20 protein-coding genes are annotated in these 18,154 nt (G+C 66.8%); 10 read left to right on the top strand and 10 right to left on the bottom strand.

The window, feature by feature from the left end:
* Positions 1-3 precede the first annotated feature (3 nt).
* Positions 4-480 carry a GNAT family N-acetyltransferase gene (locus AOP74_RS04120; protein WP_061961058.1) on the bottom strand — a complete coding sequence of 159 codons (477 nt, stop codon included), beginning with the start codon at positions 478-480 and terminating at the stop codon, positions 4-6.
* A gap of 98 nt (positions 481-578) precedes the next feature.
* On the opposite strand from AOP74_RS04120, the gene AOP74_RS04115 reads away from it, so the two are divergent.
* On the top strand, positions 579-1,304 hold the full coding sequence (locus AOP74_RS04115) for a sugar isomerase domain-containing protein (RefSeq protein ID WP_061961056.1): 726 nt from the start codon (positions 579-581) through the stop codon (positions 1,302-1,304).
* A 116-nt stretch (positions 1,305-1,420) separates the two neighbouring features.
* Here AOP74_RS04115 and AOP74_RS04110 read toward each other — a convergent pair whose 3' ends face one another.
* Complete coding sequence (locus AOP74_RS04110) at positions 1,421-1,699, bottom strand: PLDc N-terminal domain-containing protein (protein ID WP_061961053.1); 279 nt, start codon at positions 1,697-1,699, stop codon at positions 1,421-1,423.
* A gap of 95 nt (positions 1,700-1,794) precedes the next feature.
* Between AOP74_RS04110 and AOP74_RS04105 the strand changes: the two genes are divergently transcribed.
* Positions 1,795-2,064 carry a DUF4229 domain-containing protein gene (locus AOP74_RS04105; RefSeq protein WP_061961051.1) on the top strand — a complete coding sequence of 90 codons (270 nt, stop codon included), beginning with the start codon at positions 1,795-1,797 and terminating at the stop codon, positions 2,062-2,064.
* An 81-nt stretch (positions 2,065-2,145) separates the two neighbouring features.
* Here AOP74_RS04105 and AOP74_RS04100 read toward each other — a convergent pair whose 3' ends face one another.
* Complete coding sequence (locus tag AOP74_RS04100; protein ID WP_061961049.1) at positions 2,146-3,015, bottom strand: 1,4-dihydroxy-2-naphthoate polyprenyltransferase; 870 nt, start codon at positions 3,013-3,015, stop codon at positions 2,146-2,148.
* A 2-nt stretch (positions 3,016-3,017) separates the two neighbouring features.
* The gene (locus AOP74_RS04095; protein ID WP_061961047.1) at positions 3,018-4,037 is read right to left on the bottom strand and encodes an AMP-binding enzyme; all 1,020 of its coding nucleotides are present in this window, start codon (positions 4,035-4,037) and stop codon (positions 3,018-3,020) included.
* Between the two features lie 35 nt (positions 4,038-4,072).
* Between AOP74_RS04095 and AOP74_RS04090 the strand changes: the two genes are divergently transcribed.
* Together AOP74_RS04090 and AOP74_RS04085 are read left to right on the top strand one after the other, a co-directional pair.
* Complete coding sequence (locus AOP74_RS04090) at positions 4,073-5,149, top strand: DUF3048 domain-containing protein (protein WP_160297448.1); 1,077 nt, start codon at positions 4,073-4,075, stop codon at positions 5,147-5,149.
* A gap of 139 nt (positions 5,150-5,288) precedes the next feature.
* Positions 5,289-6,368 (top strand): DUF3048 domain-containing protein, encoded by a 1,080-nt coding sequence (locus AOP74_RS04085; protein ID WP_061961043.1) that lies wholly within the window; start codon positions 5,289-5,291, stop codon positions 6,366-6,368.
* A gap of 139 nt (positions 6,369-6,507) precedes the next feature.
* Here AOP74_RS04085 and AOP74_RS04080 read toward each other — a convergent pair whose 3' ends face one another.
* Positions 6,508-7,437: a 1,4-dihydroxy-2-naphthoyl-CoA synthase gene (locus AOP74_RS04080; protein ID WP_061961042.1), complete on the bottom strand. Its 930-nt coding sequence runs from the start codon at positions 7,435-7,437 to the stop codon at positions 6,508-6,510.
* A gap of 65 nt (positions 7,438-7,502) precedes the next feature.
* Here AOP74_RS04080 and AOP74_RS04075 point away from each other — a divergent pair, with 65 nt between their 5' ends.
* Together AOP74_RS04075 and menD are read left to right on the top strand one after the other, a co-directional pair.
* The gene (locus AOP74_RS04075) at positions 7,503-8,393 is read left to right on the top strand and encodes an o-succinylbenzoate synthase (RefSeq protein WP_061961041.1); all 891 of its coding nucleotides are present in this window, start codon (positions 7,503-7,505) and stop codon (positions 8,391-8,393) included.
* On the top strand, positions 8,390-10,054 hold the full coding sequence (menD, locus tag AOP74_RS04070; RefSeq protein ID WP_061961040.1) for a 2-succinyl-5-enolpyruvyl-6-hydroxy-3-cyclohexene-1-carboxylic-acid synthase: 1,665 nt from the start codon (positions 8,390-8,392) through the stop codon (positions 10,052-10,054). Before AOP74_RS04075 ends, menD begins: the two co-directional genes overlap by 4 nt.
* Before the next feature lie 11 nt (positions 10,055-10,065).
* Here menD and AOP74_RS04065 read toward each other — a convergent pair whose 3' ends face one another.
* On the bottom strand, positions 10,066-10,485 hold the full coding sequence (locus AOP74_RS04065) for an HNH endonuclease (RefSeq protein ID WP_439645048.1): 420 nt from the start codon (positions 10,483-10,485) through the stop codon (positions 10,066-10,068).
* Positions 10,486-10,567: 82 nt separating this feature from the next.
* Here AOP74_RS04065 and AOP74_RS04060 point away from each other — a divergent pair, with 82 nt between their 5' ends.
* Complete coding sequence (locus AOP74_RS04060) at positions 10,568-11,176, top strand: hypothetical protein (RefSeq protein ID WP_082096176.1); 609 nt, start codon at positions 10,568-10,570, stop codon at positions 11,174-11,176.
* Positions 11,177-11,309: 133 nt separating this feature from the next.
* Here the strand turns inward: AOP74_RS04060 and AOP74_RS04055 are convergent, their stop codons facing one another.
* The 4 genes from AOP74_RS04055 to AOP74_RS04040 all read right to left on the bottom strand — a co-directional run bounded on the left by AOP74_RS04055 (position 11,310) and on the right by AOP74_RS04040 (position 15,698).
* A complete protein-coding gene (locus tag AOP74_RS04055; protein ID WP_061961037.1) occupies positions 11,310-12,263 on the bottom strand; it encodes a zinc-binding dehydrogenase in 954 nt (317 codons plus the stop codon).
* Between the two features lie 86 nt (positions 12,264-12,349).
* Positions 12,350-13,009 carry a class I SAM-dependent methyltransferase gene (locus AOP74_RS04050; RefSeq protein WP_061961036.1) on the bottom strand — a complete coding sequence of 220 codons (660 nt, stop codon included), beginning with the start codon at positions 13,007-13,009 and terminating at the stop codon, positions 12,350-12,352.
* A 124-nt stretch (positions 13,010-13,133) separates the two neighbouring features.
* A complete protein-coding gene (locus AOP74_RS04045; protein WP_061961035.1) occupies positions 13,134-14,393 on the bottom strand; it encodes an isochorismate synthase in 1,260 nt (419 codons plus the stop codon).
* Between the two features lie 48 nt (positions 14,394-14,441).
* Positions 14,442-15,698: an FAD-binding protein gene (locus tag AOP74_RS04040; RefSeq protein WP_061961034.1), complete on the bottom strand. Its 1,257-nt coding sequence runs from the start codon at positions 15,696-15,698 to the stop codon at positions 14,442-14,444.
* A gap of 193 nt (positions 15,699-15,891) precedes the next feature.
* On the opposite strand from AOP74_RS04040, the gene AOP74_RS04035 reads away from it, so the two are divergent.
* The 3 genes from AOP74_RS04035 to AOP74_RS04025 are packed head-to-tail and all read left to right on the top strand — an operon-like array spanning position 15,892 to position 18,142.
* A complete protein-coding gene (locus AOP74_RS04035; RefSeq protein WP_061961033.1) occupies positions 15,892-17,181 on the top strand; it encodes a geranylgeranyl reductase family protein in 1,290 nt (429 codons plus the stop codon).
* 46 nt (positions 17,182-17,227) lie between these two features.
* Positions 17,228-17,587 carry an NADH-quinone oxidoreductase subunit A gene (locus tag AOP74_RS04030; protein WP_269078706.1) on the top strand — a complete coding sequence of 120 codons (360 nt, stop codon included), beginning with the start codon at positions 17,228-17,230 and terminating at the stop codon, positions 17,585-17,587.
* A 3-nt stretch (positions 17,588-17,590) separates the two neighbouring features.
* A complete protein-coding gene (locus tag AOP74_RS04025) occupies positions 17,591-18,142 on the top strand; it encodes an NADH-quinone oxidoreductase subunit B (RefSeq protein WP_061961032.1) in 552 nt (183 codons plus the stop codon).
* The last annotated feature ends 12 nt before the right edge of the window (positions 18,143-18,154 follow it).

Here is an 18,154-nt window from a genome sequence, read left to right as displayed (position 1 = left end):
AAGTCAGCCCACCTCGCCAAACGGATAGCGCACGTCCACGAACGGCCAGCCCTGCGCAAGCCAGGCCGGCACAAACGCACGCACGGTGCTCGCCAGGCCATCCCGAGCATCGGCCGTCGTCCACCACGACACCTCCGCCGCAGGGCCGCGCGCGTGTGCGGATTCCTCGGCTGGGTCGATGTAGATACACCCGTAAAGCGCGCTCTCGTCGCTGGGCAGAATCGCGTAGTTGAATGACTCGTGCGTGACCATCTCGCGGGCGTGCCGACCAAGATCTTCACGGTCCTCGTCAGCGGTCATGGTGGTGGGAGGCCAGCCCCACGCGTCGCCGTACTTGGCCCACAGCATGGCCTGATTGCCCATGACCGCAGGCATATCGATATCGACGTCGTCTGCGCTGATGGGGCGCAGGTGCGCCGAATCCGACAGGTCGACACGCAACGGGTGTGCGAAATCCACTGGAAGCCATGTGGCAGTCATGGGCGGAGTCCTGTCTGTGCGTAGAGCTTGATCCTCACCCTCCCGGGCGTGGGTCGTCAAGAGATGTGGCAGCCCAAGCGGCCAGTACAGTGGGGCGCATGTCTGATGCCCTACCTCCCGAGGGCGCTGGTGCGCGCTACCTCGCGACCGCCCAGCAGATGCTCGCCACTGCCGCGGAGGCCGAGTCCGCCTCGCTGTCCGCCGCGGCCGCCGCCATCGCCGATGCCCTGATCGCCGGTCGCACGGTTCACGCCTTTGGATCCGGCCACTCGCACATGCTGGCGGAGGAAATCTTCTACCGCGCAGGCGGACTCAAGCAGGTGAAGCCGCTGCTCTTCGAGGGCTTGATGTTGCACGGGTCGCCCACGCTTGCGACGCAGTTGGAGCGCATCGAGGGACTGGCCGCGAAGCTCCTGGATGACCACGGAGTTCAGTCCGGTGACGTGCTCATCGTGGCCTCGAACTCTGGCGGCAACGCGGTTTCAGTCGAGGCGGTGCAGGAAGCGCGCGAGCGCGGGCTCACGACCATCGCGATCACCTCCGTGGGACACGCGACATCCCCTGTCGCGCGGCCGACCCCTCATGCCAAGCTCCACGAGGTCGCGGACATCGTCCTCGACAATCACGGCGTGCCCGGCGACGCAGCCGTTCCGGTCGAGGCGGCGGGGACGCACCTGGGGCCCACATCGACCGTGGTGGGTGCGGCGCTGCTCAATGCTGTCGTCGCGGAGGCGATTGAACGCGCAGCTCGGCGCGGCTGGGAGCCGGACCTGTGGGTCTCAAGCGCGCTCGCGATTGGTGACGCGGCGAACAGCGCCCACTAAAGGCGCTCAAATGGAGCGCAGACCGCCATCTCTGGCCTCACGTGGCGGGTGCTGCTCCATCGTGGGGAGCGACGCGGCGGGCGGGCACTGAGCGGGACCCGACCCGAGCATCGGCCCTATTTGTCGTCGTTGCGGCGACGCTCCTGCTGGCGGAGCCAACGCAGGTAGTCGGGGTCGTCGTCCGGAGCCTTGGGCCCGGTCGCAGGACGGCCACCGCGGCCGCGCCAGATCATCCCGATCCAGATCAGCGCACCCAGATACGGCGCGAGGATGATGATCGCGATCCACAGGGAGCGGTGCATACCGAAGTACGACTGCTGGCCGCGATTGAGTACATCGGTCACGGCATAGGCCGCGAGTCCGATGTAAAGGCCGACGAACACCAGGTAACGCATCGCATCAGTGTAATGCGCCCAGCGGGTCCCGAGGTAGGTGGTGCGCGCGGAACAGCGGTGCGGTGGGAGCGACGAGCCGTCGTACCCTTGTAGGCATGAAAATCCTTGCCTATTGGGCTGCGCGCACTGGCATCTTCTTCGCCGTGGTGTTGTTGCTGGCGCTTGTGGGCTGGTTCGACATCATCTCGATCATCGCGTCGTTCATTATCGCCTGGATGCTGTCGTACCTCTTCCTCGATGGGATGCGCCGTGCGGCGGGGTACCAAATGGAGGGCGTGATTGATCGTTCCCAGAAGGGCATCCGCAACCTCGACGATGAGGAAGACGCCGAGATTGGCGAGGACGGCTCACAGAGCAGTCGCTGACGCGCTGGCGGTGGGTCCCCGTGGGACATCCGTGTCACTTTTTGGGCGTTCGGTGACCCAGAACGCCTACTGGGAGCGGAGCTAGATCGCCAGCCCCACGCCCATCAGCAGTCCGTAGACCAGGCCGATGCCGGAGATGGCCTTGAACATCAGCGGCAGGTTGATGACCTCCGCGCCTACGCGGCCGGCAAAAGCGACCAGCAGGCTGGGCAGCGCCACCACGGTGGCAATCAGCACCCACGGCTGGGCGAACGCCACGACGACCGTGCACAGGATCGGCAGCATGACGACCAGCATGAAGAGGCGGCGCGACTCGGCCTCCCCCATCTTCACTGCCAGCGTGATCTTGCCCGCAGCCGTGTCGCTAGCGATATCGCGGATGTTGTTGACCATGAGCAGGGCCACGGAGTACAGGCCCACGCCCACCGACGCGACGGCGGCCCACCAGGTGATGGTGCCCGATTGCGTGTACATGGTGCCGAGCACGGCGACTGGGCCAAAGAAGATGAAGACGCTGACCTCGCCCCAGCCGGAGTAGCCGTAGGGGCGCGAGGAGCCGGTGTAGAGCCACGCGGCGGCGATGCACACGGCGCCGACGATGATCAGCCACCAGGTCGCGGTGAGCGCCACGAGCGCGAGCCCTGCCACCGCGGCGACGCCAAACGATGCGAACGCCGCGTACTTCACCGACGTAGGCGTCGCCCGGCCGGTCGCGACAAGGCGGTCAGGGCCGATGCGGTCGAGGTCAGTTCCGCGGATGCCGTCCGAGTAGTCGTTGGCGTAGTTCGAGGCGATCTGAAGTGCCATCGCCACCGCGAGCGCCAGGAGTGCGGGGATCAGCGCGAACCCATCGACGGCAATGGCCGCGCCCGTGCCGACAGCTACCGGGGAGATCGCGGCCCACAGCGTGCGCGGACGCGCGCCAGCAACCCAGTCAGATGCGGTGGTCATGCTTACTCCTTGACGTCGGCTGCCGCTGCGAGAGCGCGTGCGGCACTGCGATCGATTTTGCCAGCCTCCGTGCGCGGCACCGACCGCACCACGACCACTTGCCGGGGGAGCGAGTGCCGAGGCAGGTCCAGGGCGTCGCGCATGCGGGCCAGGCTTGGCGCGGGCGCAGGGGCGTCGATGACGATGGCGACGCGCTCGCCCCACTCGGGGTCTGGCACGCCTACCGCCACCGCCTCGCGCACCCCGGGCAGCTCGGCCACAGCGCGTTCCACGGTTGAGGGATGCACGTTGTGTCCGCCGGTGATGATGACGTCGTCTGCGCGGCCGTGGATCGTGAGCGACCCATCCCAGGAGCCCACGTCATTGGTGACAAACCAGCGCAGCCCCTGAGCAGAGGTGAAGGCGCTGTTGTCGCTGTCGGCATACCCGTCGGCGAGCGTGGGACCGGCGATGCAGATGCGGTTGTCGGCGTTGGTGCGGACCTGGACGCCTGGCAGCGGCACGCCGTCGTAGACGCACCCTCCCGCAGTCTCCGTCATGCCGTATGTCTCGATCGCGTTCGCCGGCAGTTCCATCCCGGGAGCGGCACCACCGACAAGAACTGCGTCAAAGCTCGCGAGCGCCTGTGAGCCACTGGGATCCGCGAGGAGCCGCCTGACCTGAGTCGGGACCAAGGAAACGTAGCGCCGCCCGGGCTCCATGGCATCGGCCGCCCGGCAAAACGCATCCGGCGTGAAGGGGACGTCGCCGATCCGGGTGAGCGAAGCATCGGCCACCTGCACGCGGGCGTGAACCATCGCCCCCGCGATGCGGTCAGCGGGCACCGCGAGGAGCCAGTGGGCAGGCCCGCCAAGGCGGTCCAGCGTGGCCAGGGCCGATGCTTTGAGGGCTTTCCCCGACAGCAAGACTTCGCGCGGCTCACCCGTGGACCCGGACGTGCGTGCGGCGATTCCGCGCGCACGTCCGCTTAGGGCGTCGTCCACAGCGGTTGCGGCGTCGTCGACCAGCCGAGCGTATGTCATGACCCAAGGGTAGGCGCACCCATACAATGGCGGCCATGAAGACGCGTCGCCTCACCCCGTTTGCTGCCGCCGCCGGGGTTGTTCTCCTGGCCGCGTGCTCCGCCTCCAATGTCGAAGAGGCGCCGGCGACCACGGCTTCCGCGTCGACGGCACCGGTCGAGCGCAGCGCAGTCCCCTCGCCGCCCGAGAACCCCGCTCCCGACACCGTCTGGCCGCTCACCGGCGTGGATGCTGAGGGCGCCGACGAGGACGCGCTCGCGATCCCCGCTCTGTCCATCAAGATCGAAAACTCCGCTGCGGCCCGTCCCCAGCAGAACCTCGTCAACGCGGACGTGGTCTTCGAGGAGTACGTCGAGTCCGGCATCTCCCGTCTGGTCGCGATCTACCAGTCCGACATCCCCGAGACCGTCGGCAACATCCGGTCGATGCGCCCCATGGACAAGAACATCATGGGCTCGTTCGAGGGTCCGCTGATCTACTCGGGTGCTCAGAGCCGCTTCGTGAACGACACGATCAACTCGGGGCAAGAGTCGATCATCGACGACCGTGGCGACGCAGGCTTCTACCGCGTCTCCAACCGCGCCGCGCCGCACAACCTCTACGGCACCATGGCCGACTTCATCGCGCAGACTGATGCCGATGCTCCGCCGCAGCAGTTCGAGTATGCCTACCCCTACGAGGAGTCGAACGTCGTGACCGGCGGCACCACCGCATCGGCGATCGACATCTACATGTCGCAGTACTCGGCCCCGTCGTGGGACTGGGACGGCGACGTGTGGCAGCGCTTCGAGGGTGGCTCCCCGCACTCGCAGGATGACGGTACCCAGTTGTACGCGGACAACGTCGTGGTGCTGTGGGTCGATGTTGAGTACACGTCCTCCAGCGGCGGCTCCTCGGTCCCCGAGACCATGCTCGCCGGGCGCGACGGCACTGGCTACGTGGCCGCTGGCGATTCCTATGTGGAGATCACCTGGTCCAAGGCCGGGCAGTTCGACCCCTACGTGCTCGAAAAAGGCGACGGTGAGGTTGTTCAGCTGAAGCCCGGTAAGACGTGGGTCGAGCTGGTGCCGCAGTCGGGCGTTGCAACGAACCCGACGGTCGATATCTCCTAGCCGTCTGTCCCCTGGCCGTACATACTCGGCGGGATTTTGGGTTCCGTCTGCTCCTGGCCGTACTTCTTTGACGGTCGCCTCGCCATAGTTCTGGTCTAGGTCATGCCGTACTGGTGCGTGCGCTCCTAGACTGGCGCCCATGATGACGCGTCGCTTTGCCCCGTTTGCCGCCGCCGCGGGGGTTGTCCTCCTGGCCGCCTGTTCCTCCGATGTTGAAGAGGGGCCGGCGACCACAGCATCGGCGTCCACGTCACCGGTGGAGCGCAGCGCGGTCCCGCCCCCGCCAGCAGACGCGACTCCGGAGTCGGTGTGGCCCCTGACCGGTGTCGATGCCGAGGGCGCTGACGAGGAAGCTCTCGCTGGTCCCGCGCTGTCCATCAAAATCGAGAACTCGGTGGATTCGCGCCCTCAGTCCAACCTGCAGTACGCGGACATCGTGTTCGAGGAGCAGGTGGAGTACGGAATCTCGCGATTGGTTGCGGTCTTCCAGTCGGACATCCCCGAGACGGTTGGCCCCATCCGCTCGATGCGCCCCATGGACAAGAACATCATGGGCTCGATGGAAGGCCCCCTCGTCTTCTCCGGCGCTCAGGGCGGGTTCATTAGTGACGCACGTAGCTCGGGTCAGGAACTGATCGCAGAGGACACCGGCGGCTACGGATTCTTCCGCACGTCCGACAAGCCCGCCCCGCACAACTTGCACGGCACCATGGCTGACTTCCTCGCGCAGACTGACGCCGATGCTCCGCCGCAGCAGTTCACCTACGCGTATCCGGCGGAAGAGTCGAACGTGGTGGAAGAGGGCACGTCGGTCGCGTCGATCGACATTGTGGCCTCGCCGCGCATGCAACCGTCGTGGGAGTGGGACGGCGACGCGGACGCATGGATGCGGTCCGAGTCAGGCTCGCCGCACGTGATGTCGGACGGAACGCAACTGTCGGCATCGAACGTCGTGGTCCTGTTTGTCGACATTCAGCCCAATAGTTCCGGCGGCGGCTCGACCGTGCCAGAAACCATCGTCATCACGGATGAGGGCACCGGCATCGTCGCCGCGGGTGACTCCTACGTCGACGTCACCTGGTCAAAGGCCGGTCAGTTCGACCCATACGTGATCGAGACTCCGGCCGGTGAGACCGCTGAACTGATCCCCGGCAACACGTGGGTCGAGCTGATTCCGGAGTCCGGGACCGAGTTCGATAGCGGCGTCGTTATCGAGTAGGTGCCGCGTGACAGTCCCTGTTCACCGATAAGTGACGGCCACGACTGCGCGGACAGCCAAACCCCGCCGAGTATGTACGGCCAGGGGAGAAGGCTCCCCACGGAGAGGGCGGCCCAGCGAGAAGTCGGGTTCGACTCGCCTAGAACGCGTACGGAAACTTCCGCCAGTCCGGGTCGCGGCGTTCGAGGAACGCATCGCGGCCCTCCTGCGCCTCATCCGTCATGTACGCCATGCGGGTCGCTTCACCGGCGAACACCTGCTGACCGGCGAGCCCATCGTCGGCCAAGTTGAACGCGTACTTCAGCATGCGAATCGCCTGCGGCGACTTGGTGGCGATCGTCTTCGCGTACTCGAGCGCAGTCGCCTCCAGGTCGGCATGCGGCACTGCTTCGTTGACGACACCCCACTCGGCGGCATCGGTCGCCGAGTATTCGCGCGCCAGGAAGAAGATCTCGCGCGCCCGCTTGTCGCCCACCTGACGGGCCAACAGAGCGGAACCGTACCCAGCATCGAACGACCCCACGTTGGCGTCCGTCTGCTTGAACCGTGCGTGCTCGAGCGACGCGATTGACAGGTCCGCCACGACGTTCAAAGAGTGCCCACCACCGGCGGCCCAGCCGTTGACCGCTGCGATCGTCACCTTGGGCATCGTGCGCATGAGGCGTTGCACTTCGAGGATGTGTAGGCGCCCGCCGTGGGCAGGAGCATCGGCTGCCGAGCCCTCGTAGAGATAGCCGTCGCGTCCACGGATGCGCTGGTCGCCGCCGGAGCAGAACGCCCACACGCCGTCCTTGGGCGCGGGGCCGTTGCCGGTGAGAATGACGGCGGCCACATCGGCGGTCATGCGCGCGTGGTCGAGCGCCCGGTACAGCTCGTCGACGGTCTGCGGGCGGAAGGCGTTGCGCACCTCGGGCCGGTTGAAGGCGATGCGCACGGCCGGCAGATCGCGCACCTCGTCGCCGTCGCGCGAGACCCACCGGTGATAGGTGATGTCGCCGTCGGGGAAGCCGTCAATGGCACGCCACTGCTCAGCGTCGAAGGTGTCGGAAACGGAGGCCGGGATGCTCATGCTCCCAGGGTAGTCGGGCACCGGTGAAGCACCGCCGCCAGGCCCGGGGCGCGTAGTCTGTGGCCATGGAGTTCCGGCCCTTTTCCGTCGAGCTCTCGACGCGTTTCCGCGCGACCACCCGCCGCACCGGCGTTCTCATCTCCACCATTGCCGATGACGGCACGCGCCGTTGGGGCGAGTACAGCCCGTTTCCCGACTACGACGCCGAGCGCGCGACCCGCTGGTGGCGCTCCGCCATGGAGGCCGCCCGAGGTGAGTGGCCCCAGGCGCAACGCGACAGCGTGGCTACCAACAGCATCGTCCCTCTTGTCGGTCCAGACGAGGCCCGGGACTTCGCCACCCGTGGCGGCTGCACGACCGCGAAGGTCAAGGTGGGCGGCGGCTCCGACCTGGCCCACGACATCGCGCGCATCGAAGCAGTCGCGGACGCTGTGGGGCCCAAGGGCCGCATCCGCGTCGACGTCAACGGCGGCTGGGATCTGGACGAGGCCATCCGTTGCCTGCCACGCCTCGATGCCGCGGCTCGCTCTGCCGGAGGCGCCGGCCTCCAATACGCCGAGCAACCCGTCGCATCCGTCGAGGACCTCGCCCATTTGCGCCGCAACGTCGAGGTCCCCATCGCTGCCGACGAGTCCATCCGCATGCCGGGTACCGCCCAGGACGTTCTGAGGGCCGATGCTGCCGACGTCTTTATCCTCAAGGCTCAGCCTTTGGGAGGGGTGCGCAGGGCGCTCGAGATCGCTGACAGCGTGGGCGACAGAGACGTCGTGGTCTCCAGTGCGATGGAGTCTTCGGTAGGCCTCGCGGCCGGGCTCGCGCTCGCACGGGCGCTCCCACGCGAACCCCTTGCGTGCGGACTGGGCACCGGCGCGCTGCTGGCCACCGATACTGTCGCTCACACGTGGCTACCGGCTCATGGCCGCATGGTGCCAGGAACACTCGAGGTGATCGTATGAGTAACCCTTCCGCGCCTTTTGCGCGCGAGCTTGTCGCGACCCTCGCGCAGTTGGGCGTCGAGGACTACGTGCTGTGCCCGGGCTCCCGCTCGGGCCCGTTGGCGCATGCCCTCGCGGAGGCCGGCTCAGGGAATCCGCCGCTGGGGGCTCCCCGTGTCAACCTTCACGTGCGCATCGACGAGCGCAGCGCAGCGTTCCTCGCACTCGGTATCGCGCGAGGCCGCGCCGCCACCGGGACCCCGCGACCTGTCGCAATCATCACCACGTCCGGGACCGCCGTGGGCAATCTCTTGCCGGCGGTGATGGAGGCCCACCACGCAGGCGTCCCGCTCTTGCTGCTGACCGCCGACCGCCCGCGTGAACTGCGCGGCGTGGGCGCGAACCAGACCACGGACCAGGAAGGCATCTTCGGCACTTTTGTGCGCTGGGAAGCGACCTCGGCAGCGCCCGAGCCAGGGGACGAGCCAGGCCGCGCCGCCCTCCTCGCCGCTCGCGCCGTGGCCGTTGCCATGGGCGACCCGGCACGCGATGACATGACCGGTACCGCTGGTCCCGTTCACCTGGATCTTGAGTTCCGTGACCCGCTTGGGCCTGACAACGGCGTGTGGGATGACCCGCCCCATGTGGACCCATCTCCATCGCAAGGCTCGTATGGCACGCCCGTAGTCGAGACCCCGCCTCCGCTGCCCGACGTCGAGCGCGGACTCGTCATCGCAGGTGACGGTGCGGGCGACGTCGCCCGCCAGGTCGCGGAGGCTCACGGCTGGCCACTGCTCGCCGAACCCACGTCAGGTGCGCGCGAAGGTGACGCCTGCATCGGCCGGTATTTGGATTTGCTTGCGACCCGTGACGGCCAGGATCTCGCGGACCGCGTGCATCAGGTGATCGTGATTGGCCGCCCCACGCTGTCCCGACCCATCCAGGCGCTGATCTCCCGGGCCCCCGCGTTGATGATTGCAGGCCACGGTGCGCGCTGGCGCGAGGCCCCGCGGCACGCCGACCGCATCCTCCGGTCCGTGCCCGCGAATTGGACGAGCCGGGACGACGGTCGCATTGAGCTGGGAGATTCGCCGTGGCTTCGTGAGTGGAGGCAGGCGGCCGATGCCGTGGTCGCCGACGAGCGGCCCTGGGGCAAGCGGGCGGTTGGCCGGGTTTTCCTCGACGCGTTGTCAGCGGGCGACGTTGCCGTGATTGGTTCCTCGGGCTCCATCCGAGCGCTGGACCGCATTGGGCCGGCGTGGGCCGTGGGGCAGGCGCCCACGTTGCTTGCCAACCGGGGCCTGGCCGGGATTGACGGGACGGTTGCCACGGCGGTCGGTGTCGCGCTCGCGGCCGGTCGCCCCGTGCATGCGCTCATGGGGGACGTCACGTTCCTCCACGACGTTGGTGGTCTCCTCGTGGGCCCGCGCGAGCAGCGTCCGCGCTTGCGCATCGTGGTGGTGAACGACGGGGGAGGGACCATTTTTGGCGGCCTCGAGCACTCCGCGGCGCCGCCCGAGAACGTCGAGCGGGTCTTCACCACGCCGCACGGTGCGGATCTCGCGAGCCTGTGCGCGGGCTACGGGGTGGGGCATACGGCGGTGAAGTCGGCCGATGCTTTGGCCAAGGCGCTCGCGAAGGCTCCAGTGGGTATTGAAGTCGTGGAGGCGCGGCTGCGCTGACCTCCGGGGCTCTATGTGTCCGGCGTGGTCTCTGGTGCGGCCCCCGGCGTGGCGTCCCCTTGAGCCCGGAGCGCCCGCTGGATCTGCGCGTGCTTCAGGAGGAAGGCGCCCTCGTCGTACTTTTTGCGACGTAGCCACCCGGTGACCTCGTCGTTGTGCTTGCTCGCATTGCACGAGGCGCACGCTGGCACCACGTTGTCGAGGGTGTACCGGCCGCCTCGGGAGATGGGCTGGACGCAATCCTTCTGGAGTGCCCCGCCTGTCGCGCCGCAGTAGGCGCACCCACCCCATGCGGCGACGAGCGCATCCCATTGGCCTGGCTCAAGGTCGTTGTCGACCCGCGCCATGCGGTTCTTGCGGCGCTTGGCGTAGCGGGCGCGCGTCGCGGCCGACTGATTCGCGGAATTGCGTCGGCGGCGCGGGCTGGTCACAGCGCGATGCTATCGCCACCACTATCAACGGCATGGGACGTGCTCGCGGCCCATGTCGGATGCCGTCGGTAGCGTCACCGTCATGTCGAATTCGCCGCTTCGCGCGTTTGTCGACGAATCAATCGCGATGCGCGGCGAGGCACAACAAGAGTATCTGCTGTGTGCCGCTCTGATCGCTGAAGATGCCTGTGTTGATACTCGCCTGTCCCTGAGACGTCTCTTGAAGCCCGGTCAGGTGAAGTGGCACTGGACGGATGAGTCGGGTTCACGCAAGCGCGAAATGATCGAGGCGATCTCTTCCCTGGGGTCGCTCAACGTGATCGTGACCCATCTCGACGCGCAACGCCGCAAAGTCGACCGGTACAGACGGAAATGTCTAGAAACGCTTTACCGTGAGCTTGCCTCGATGGAGGTTGTCGATCTGACACTTGAGAGTCGAAGCCCCGCTCAGGACCGACAGGACGTTGCTCACCTGACTGCGCTACGTCACGCGGGCCTGGACCCGCGCCTTCGTATTGAGCACCTTCGTGGCGGGGACGAGTCACTCCTATGGATAGCCGACGCAGTGCTGGGCGCTGTCAATGCCTACGCCAAGGGTGACCGGAGCTACCTCGAGCAACTGAGATCGACCGTTGTCTTTGAGGCTCGAACGCCTGACTCACTTCTCCCAGAGAATGACGAAGGACCCTAGATCCAGTCGTCCGGCTGGGGTTCTAAGGTCCTCTTCCTAACTCGTCGCAACGAGCGGCATTTACAGGATAGACCTACGGGGCGTTGCGCATCAAGGGGCACCTAGGCGACGCGCGCGGGGTTGAGGCTTGCTGTCACACGGACAGAACGATCTTGCGCTGGCCGGGCTTGGGGTGGCATGCGGCGGCGAAAGCGTCGCCCACCTGGTCCATCGGAATGACGTCCGTCACCATCCGCGGCGCGAACCACGGATTGTCAACGAGGTAGTCCTGAGCACGCTCAAGGGTGTCGCGGTGCTCGCTGGTCACGCCCGTGATGAGTGTGCCGTTGCGGCGGAAGAAGCTTCGCATGGGCAGCGAGTACCAATCATCGTCGGGCACACCGAACGCGAGCACTGTGCCCGCCTGGCCCACCGCGTTCATGGCATCTGCGACCGTCGAGGACTGATGTCCCACCATTTCTATGACGATGTCCGGTCGGTCCGCGTCAGCAATCTCAGCCGCCCAGATTCGCGAGTTCTTGCGCACCAACTCGTCAAAGGGCAGACCTTCCGCGTCTCCCGCACGCTCAAGCGGGTCCACCCCGACAATGTGCCCAGCGCCAAAGTGCTTCGCTAGCACCGAGGTCATCAGGCCAAATGGCCCCACGCCCACGATCCCCACCGAGCGTCCGGCGAGCGGACCCAAGCGATCGAACACAGTCATCAGGCACGCAACGGACTGCGCGACGGTCGCGAGTGGATCCGTCGTGTCCATGCGGACCTTCGCGACTTGTGAGCCATGCGTCACGAACACACCGCGCAACGCATCCCAGTTCGACGCCCACCCCACAACCTTGTCTCCTGGCGCAAAATCAGTGTGTGCACTGGCGAGCACTACGCCTACGACCTCGTGCATCGGCCGGCCCGGTTGCCCCGCGCCTCCTGCCGGGATCAGAGCGCCCCGCGCGAATGGCAAGTCGGAACCGCACACCGCGCCCGCGGTGAGTTCCACGACCAGTTCGCCGGCGCTCGGGGCTTGTGGCACCGGTACCTCTACGCGTTCGAACTCGAGGGGAGCTGTCAGCCGGTATGCCCAGGTGGTGTCCATGATTGGGAACGTAGCAATGGCGGATGCCCGGGAGCCGGGACCTTGGCCCGGCACGCTGATCTTAGGTGGGCTCGGGTAACGCCTTTCTATCCGTGCCGACGGGCGATGAGGACGGAGTCACGCCACAGTCGCTCGCGGCCATCAGCTTCGTAGGTGGTCCGCTCGCGCATCGTGGCGGACACCTCCCAGGCGTCGCGGCTGAGCACGTCCGCGACGTCCTCTGCGGCGAAGGCAGCGTCCTTCAGGTCGGGGTGATCGGCGGCGTGTGGGTCGGTGGGGTGGTGGCCGACGATGAGCAGCATTCCTCCGGGGGCGACGGCCTCGGCGAGCGTCGACACCAACCAGCGACTGCCCTGGCCGGGGTGCGTGTACTGGCTGGACACCAGGTTCCAGGGGCCCTCGTTGGCAATGACTTCGTCGAGCTCGCCGTCCGTGAAGGTGATGTGGGAGTCGACCCCGGCCTGCTCGGCGTGGGCCGCCGCTCGCGCAAGAGCGGTCGCAGACAGGTCAACGGCGGTCACGTGCCAGCCCTTGCCCGCGAGCCACACGGCATCGGCGCCTTCACCGCACCCCACGTCCAGCGCGTGCGCGGGCTCAAGCGTCTCGACCTCTTCGGTCAGCACGCCGTTGGGGCGCCCGCTCCACACCGACTCGCGCGACTTGTAGCGCTCCTCCCACGACTGACGGGAAAAGTCGTTCATGGGAGGGGTGGGCTGCTGCTCTGGGTGGGAGTGCGAGTGGGACATGGTGCCTCCAAATGCGGCGCGCGTACGAGTCTCTTGTCCAAACTAACCCCTAGCCGTACATACGCGGCGGGGATTTCGGCTCCGCAGCCTCGTGGCCGTACCTTTTCGGTGGTCCGGCGGCGGCCTACGCGCCCAGCGCCTTGCGCATCGGCTCGAGTTTCGCCTCCGACTCGGCCCACTCCGATTCGGGCTCAGACGCCGCGACGATCCCACACCCAGCAAAGAGGCGCAGGCGTGTGGGATCCGCCGGGGACACCTCTGCCGAGCGCAGTCCAATGCACCACTCGCCATCGCCTGCCGCATTGATCCATCCCACGGGTCCGGCGTAGCGCCCGCGGTCCAAGCCCTCGAGCTGGTCGATGACGCCAGCGGCGGTCAAAGTCGGCGTGCCGCACACCGCGGCAGAGGGATGAAGCTCGCGGATCAGTTCCAGTGCGGAGGCGTTGTGGCTCAGCACGCCAGTTACGTCGGTCGCGAGGTGCATGACGTTGGGCAGGTGCAGGACCGACGGCGCCTCGGGCACGTTGACGGAACCACAGTGGGCGGCCAAGACCTGAGTCACCGACTGCACCGCGTACTCGTGCTCTTCAAGGTCCTTGGACGAGCGCGCCAACGCGGCGGCGTGAGCCAGGTCCGCGGTCTCGTCACCTGTGGGCCGGATGGTGCCGGCGAGCACGCGCGACGTCACGAGCCCGTGATCCACGCGAGCAAGAAGTTCGGGCGTCGCACCCACGAGCCCATCGACGTGGAACGTCCAGCACGTCTCGTAGGCTTCCGCGAGCGTGGTCAGGACCGGGCGCACGTCAATCGGCGCATCCGCGGTGGCCTCGACAGCTCGCGCGAGCACCACCTTGTCCAGCTCGCCGGCGCCAATCCGCGCCACGGCTTGCGTCACCGCGGTACCCCACGATTCCTTGTCGCCGGGTGCGAGGCTGACACTCGGCATCGGCCCGGCAGGCGTATTTCCGGCCGATGCTTGGGCCAGGTCGGGCATTTCGCCCAAGCCGTCTTCGCTCATCACGGTGAGCCAAGCATCGTTCCCTCGAACTCCGACGACATAGCGGGGCACGATGAGCGCGCCCCCTGACGCGGATGAGTCAGCGAAGGAGAACGAGCCGAACGCCACGAGTCCCGTGCCGGGAACGTGGACGTCGTCGCGCACGAGTGCGTGCCGGCAGATGCGGCGCCACCAGGCATCGGCCTCATCAATGCGGTGGGTGCCAGCTGTGTCCAGGCGGGCAACTTCTCCCCACGCGACCATGCCTTCGCCGCGCCGGACCCACGACATGCCACCTTCGGGCAGCAGCGCGAACAGGTCGTCAGGGGCCTCGATCTCGACCGTGCGGACGGTCAGGGGGCCGGGAGTAGCGGGCTGAACACTCACCTAAGCAAGCCTACGTCCGTCCGCACGCAGACTTCGACGCGACGGGCGCTAGGTGCGTACACCGAGCCTGCGCAGATGGTCGTTCGCGAAGCGGCCATCGGGATCGAGCCGCTCAAACTGGGCCCGAGCGTCGGCGAGACGTGGCGTCACCTGTGCCACCGCGCCGGCCGTCATCGAGTTCACCTTGCCCCAGTGCGGTCGTGCGCCAAACGGGGCCAGCGCAGCCTCGATGCGAGGCGTGAGAGCTGCCACGGCGGCGGGGTCGTTGCGCCACGTGAAGTGGATGGCGAGCGTGTCACGGCCGTAGGCGCCAGAGAGCCACAGCCGATCCGCGGCGACCGTGCGCAGTTCGGTGACGAGGAGGTGCGGAGCGATGTCGGCGGCGAGTTCGCGGACGGCGCGCAAGGCGGCGGGACCGTCGGCCAAGTCAACGAAGTACTCCGTCTGGATCTCGTCGCCATTGGAGGGCGTCGAGTCAAGGCGGAAGTGCGGCAACCGCTCGAGCCAGGGGCCCTCGAGGCCTTCCTTCACCGTGAGATTGTTTGGCGGGACGTCGACCAGCCCGGCCTCGGCGGCAAGCTCGAGGCGCGCGCCGAGCCACTCGGGTGTGGGCTCGTCGCCGGCGCCAATGCGCGTCTTCCGCCACACCTGCTGGACGGTCTCTTCCTCCCACATCGTGAACGCGCTCACGGAGTAACCAGCGCTCATCACCGCAGGGAGTTCGTCGAGGAGCGTGGGCCACGGGAGGTCGCGGTAGACATCCTGGCGGACCAGGTAGGTGGGCTGAATGTCGAGCGTGAGGCGCACCACGATGCCGTATGCGCCCAGGCTCACGACGAGGCCGTCGAAGCCCTCGCCGCCGCGCCGCGCCGTCACGAGGTCGCCACTGGCGTTCACGTACTCGAGGCCTGCCACGGCATCGGACAGGCAGCCATTGGTGACGCCGGATCCGTGCGTCCCCGTCGCAACCGCGCCGCCTACCGAGATGTGAGGCAGCGACCCCATGTTGTGGAGGGCCCAGCCGCGTTCCTCGAGCCACAGCGCCAGTTCGCCGTACCGGATTCCGGCGCCGACCGTGACAGTCCGCGCGTTTTCGTCGAGCTCGGGAGCCGGCGGGATGCCCGTCACGGTGACGAGCGTGCCGGTTGTGTCGGCAAGATCGTTGAAACTGTGGCGCGTGCCGAGCGCGCGGATGGGCCCAGCAGTGCTTGCGACCGCGTCTCGCACTTCATCGATGGTGGTCGCCTCGATCAGGCGCTGCGCGCCAAAGGTGTGAGTGCCTGCCCAAGTACCGCCGATGCTCATGGGGCCAGCGTACGGGCGCGGGGGAGGGCGTAGGCATGGCTTGCCTCGTGAGTGCGCTGGGGCGGGGCGGTGCATACATGAGTTGCCTAGTTTTGGGGAGGCGGAGGTGAATTACGCAACGCTCTTATTGCGTTTTGCGTGCGGGGATGCCGTATTTTTGCGTTCGTGACCATGGTCCCGGACCGCGTAGGCTATGGGCGTGAAAACACAAGCCGACGTAATCGTGGTGGGCGCTGGGCCTGGTGGCTCCGCCGTCGCGTATTACCTCGCACGCGAGGGCTTTGACGTCATCGCGCTCGAGAAGTCCCGGTTCCCCCGCGAGAAGGTCTGCGGCGACGGTCTTACCCCGCGTGCGGTGAAGGAACTTCAGCTCCTTGATCTTCCAACGCCTCGCGATGAGGGATGGATCCCGAACTGGGGTCTGCGCATGGTCGGTGGCGGCCACCGCCTCGAATTCCCCTGGCACGAGCAGGAGTCCTACCCGGACTATGGGCTGAGCCTCACGCGCGCCAACTTCGATCACCGTCTTGCCGAGCATGCTCGTTCTGCAGGGGCCGATGTTCGCGAGGGTTGGTTCGTCACAGGTTCCGTTCGCGATGAGCTCACCGGCCGGGTCACCGGGGTGACGGCGAAGGCGACGGACGAGAAGGGCCGCAAGGTGGGCGACGAGGTCACCTACTCGGCGCCGATCGTCATTGCCGCCGATGGTGTGAGTGCGCGCATCGCGCTGGGCCTGGGTATGGAACGCATGGACAACCGGCCCATGGGCGTGGCCGTGCGCACCTACTTCGAAACCCCCCGCCACGACGAGGAGTGGATGGAGGGGCACCTCACCATCTGGGACGGCGAGCCCGGCAAGTCGAATCTTCTTCCTGGCTACGGCTGGATCTTCCCGCTGGGGGACGGCACCGCAAACATTGGGCTCGGAACCCTGAGTCCTAACGGTGCTCCGTCCGGCCTTGACCACCGCGGTCTGTTTGACGGTTGGGTCCGCAACAGCCTTGGCGACTGGGGTGTCGATCCGGACTCGCCTGTGTCGAAGGTCCAGGGCGCCGCAATCCCGATGGCTTTCAACCGCCAGCCCCACTACGTCCCGGGTCTCATGCTCGTGGGCGACTCCGGCGGCATGGTGAGCCCGTTCAACGGCGAAGGCATTGCGTACGCGATGCACTCTGCGCGCCGCGCGGCCGAGGCGTTGGTCAACTGGCGCGAGGCTCCCACCGACGGCGCACGTGAGGCTGCACTTGAGGCCTATGCGGGCCAGATGAAGGACGATCTGGGCGGCTACTACTCTTTGGGGCGCGTGTTCGCTGAACTGATCGCGCACCCCGCTGTCATGAAGATCTGCACCAAGTACGGCCTTCCCCGGCCATTCGTGATGCATTTCACGCATAAACTTCTCGCGGACGTCTACGAACCGACTGGCGGCGACTGGGCCGACCGTCTGATGTCAACACTGACTAAGGTGGCACCAGCAGCATGATGACCGTCCGCACCGCTTCCGACGAGACATACGAAGGAGCTGCCTCGTGAACCCCTACGTGCCGATCGTGGTGATGGTGACCATCGCCGCACTGATGGCTGTGGCTGGCCTCATCGTCAGCCGCATCGTGGGCCCCCAGCGCTACAACTCAGCGAAGGTGGACCAGTACGAGTCCGGCCTGCAGCCCACCCCGGGCGCGGTCGGCGGCGGACGTGTTCCGATTAAGTACTACCTCGTGGCGATGACCTTCATCGTCTTCGACATTGAGGTCGTGTTCCTGTATCCGTGGGCCGTGGCCCACGATGCATTGGGATGGTTCGGCCTCATCGCGACCATGACCTTCCTCGCCCTCATCACGATTCCCTTCGTGTACGAGTGGCGCCGCGGCGGATTTGATTGGGACTGACTTATGGGTATTGAAGAGAGTGCACCACCGTTCATGCTCGGCACTGTCGAGAAGTTCGTGGGTTATATGCGAGCAGGCTCGCTGTGGCCGGCGACCTTCGGACTGGCGTGCTGTGCGATCGAGATGATGGGAACGGGTACGTCCCGCTTCGACATCTCGCGCTTTGGCTCCGAGGTCTTCCGTGGCTCGCCTCGTCAGGCCGACATGATGATCGTCGCCGGTCGCGTGTCCAACAAGATGGCCCCGATCGTCCGTCAGGTCTACGACCAGATGGCCGAGCCCAAGTGGGTGCTGTCGATGGGCGTCTGCGCGTCCTCTGGCGGCATGTTCAACAACTACGCGATTGTTCCCGGCGTCGACCACGTCGTGCCCGTGGACATCTACCTCCCCGGCTGCCCGCCCCGTCCCGAGATGCTGCTGTACGCGCTCACGGAACTGCAGGAGCAGGTGAAGAACGCTCCCATGGGCGCCAACCGTCGCGAGATGGCTGCCGCCGCTGAGGCTGCCGCGCTCAAGGCCACGCCGACCGTCGACCAGAAGGGGCTGCTGCGTTGACCGACAACAGCG

The organism is Demequina flava (assembly GCF_000975035.1).
GTDB classification, from domain to species: Bacteria; Actinomycetota; Actinomycetes; order Actinomycetales; family Demequinaceae; genus Demequina; species Demequina flava.
Note: the sequence above shows the minus strand (reverse complement) of the source record. Positions and strands in the feature narration are given on the sequence as shown.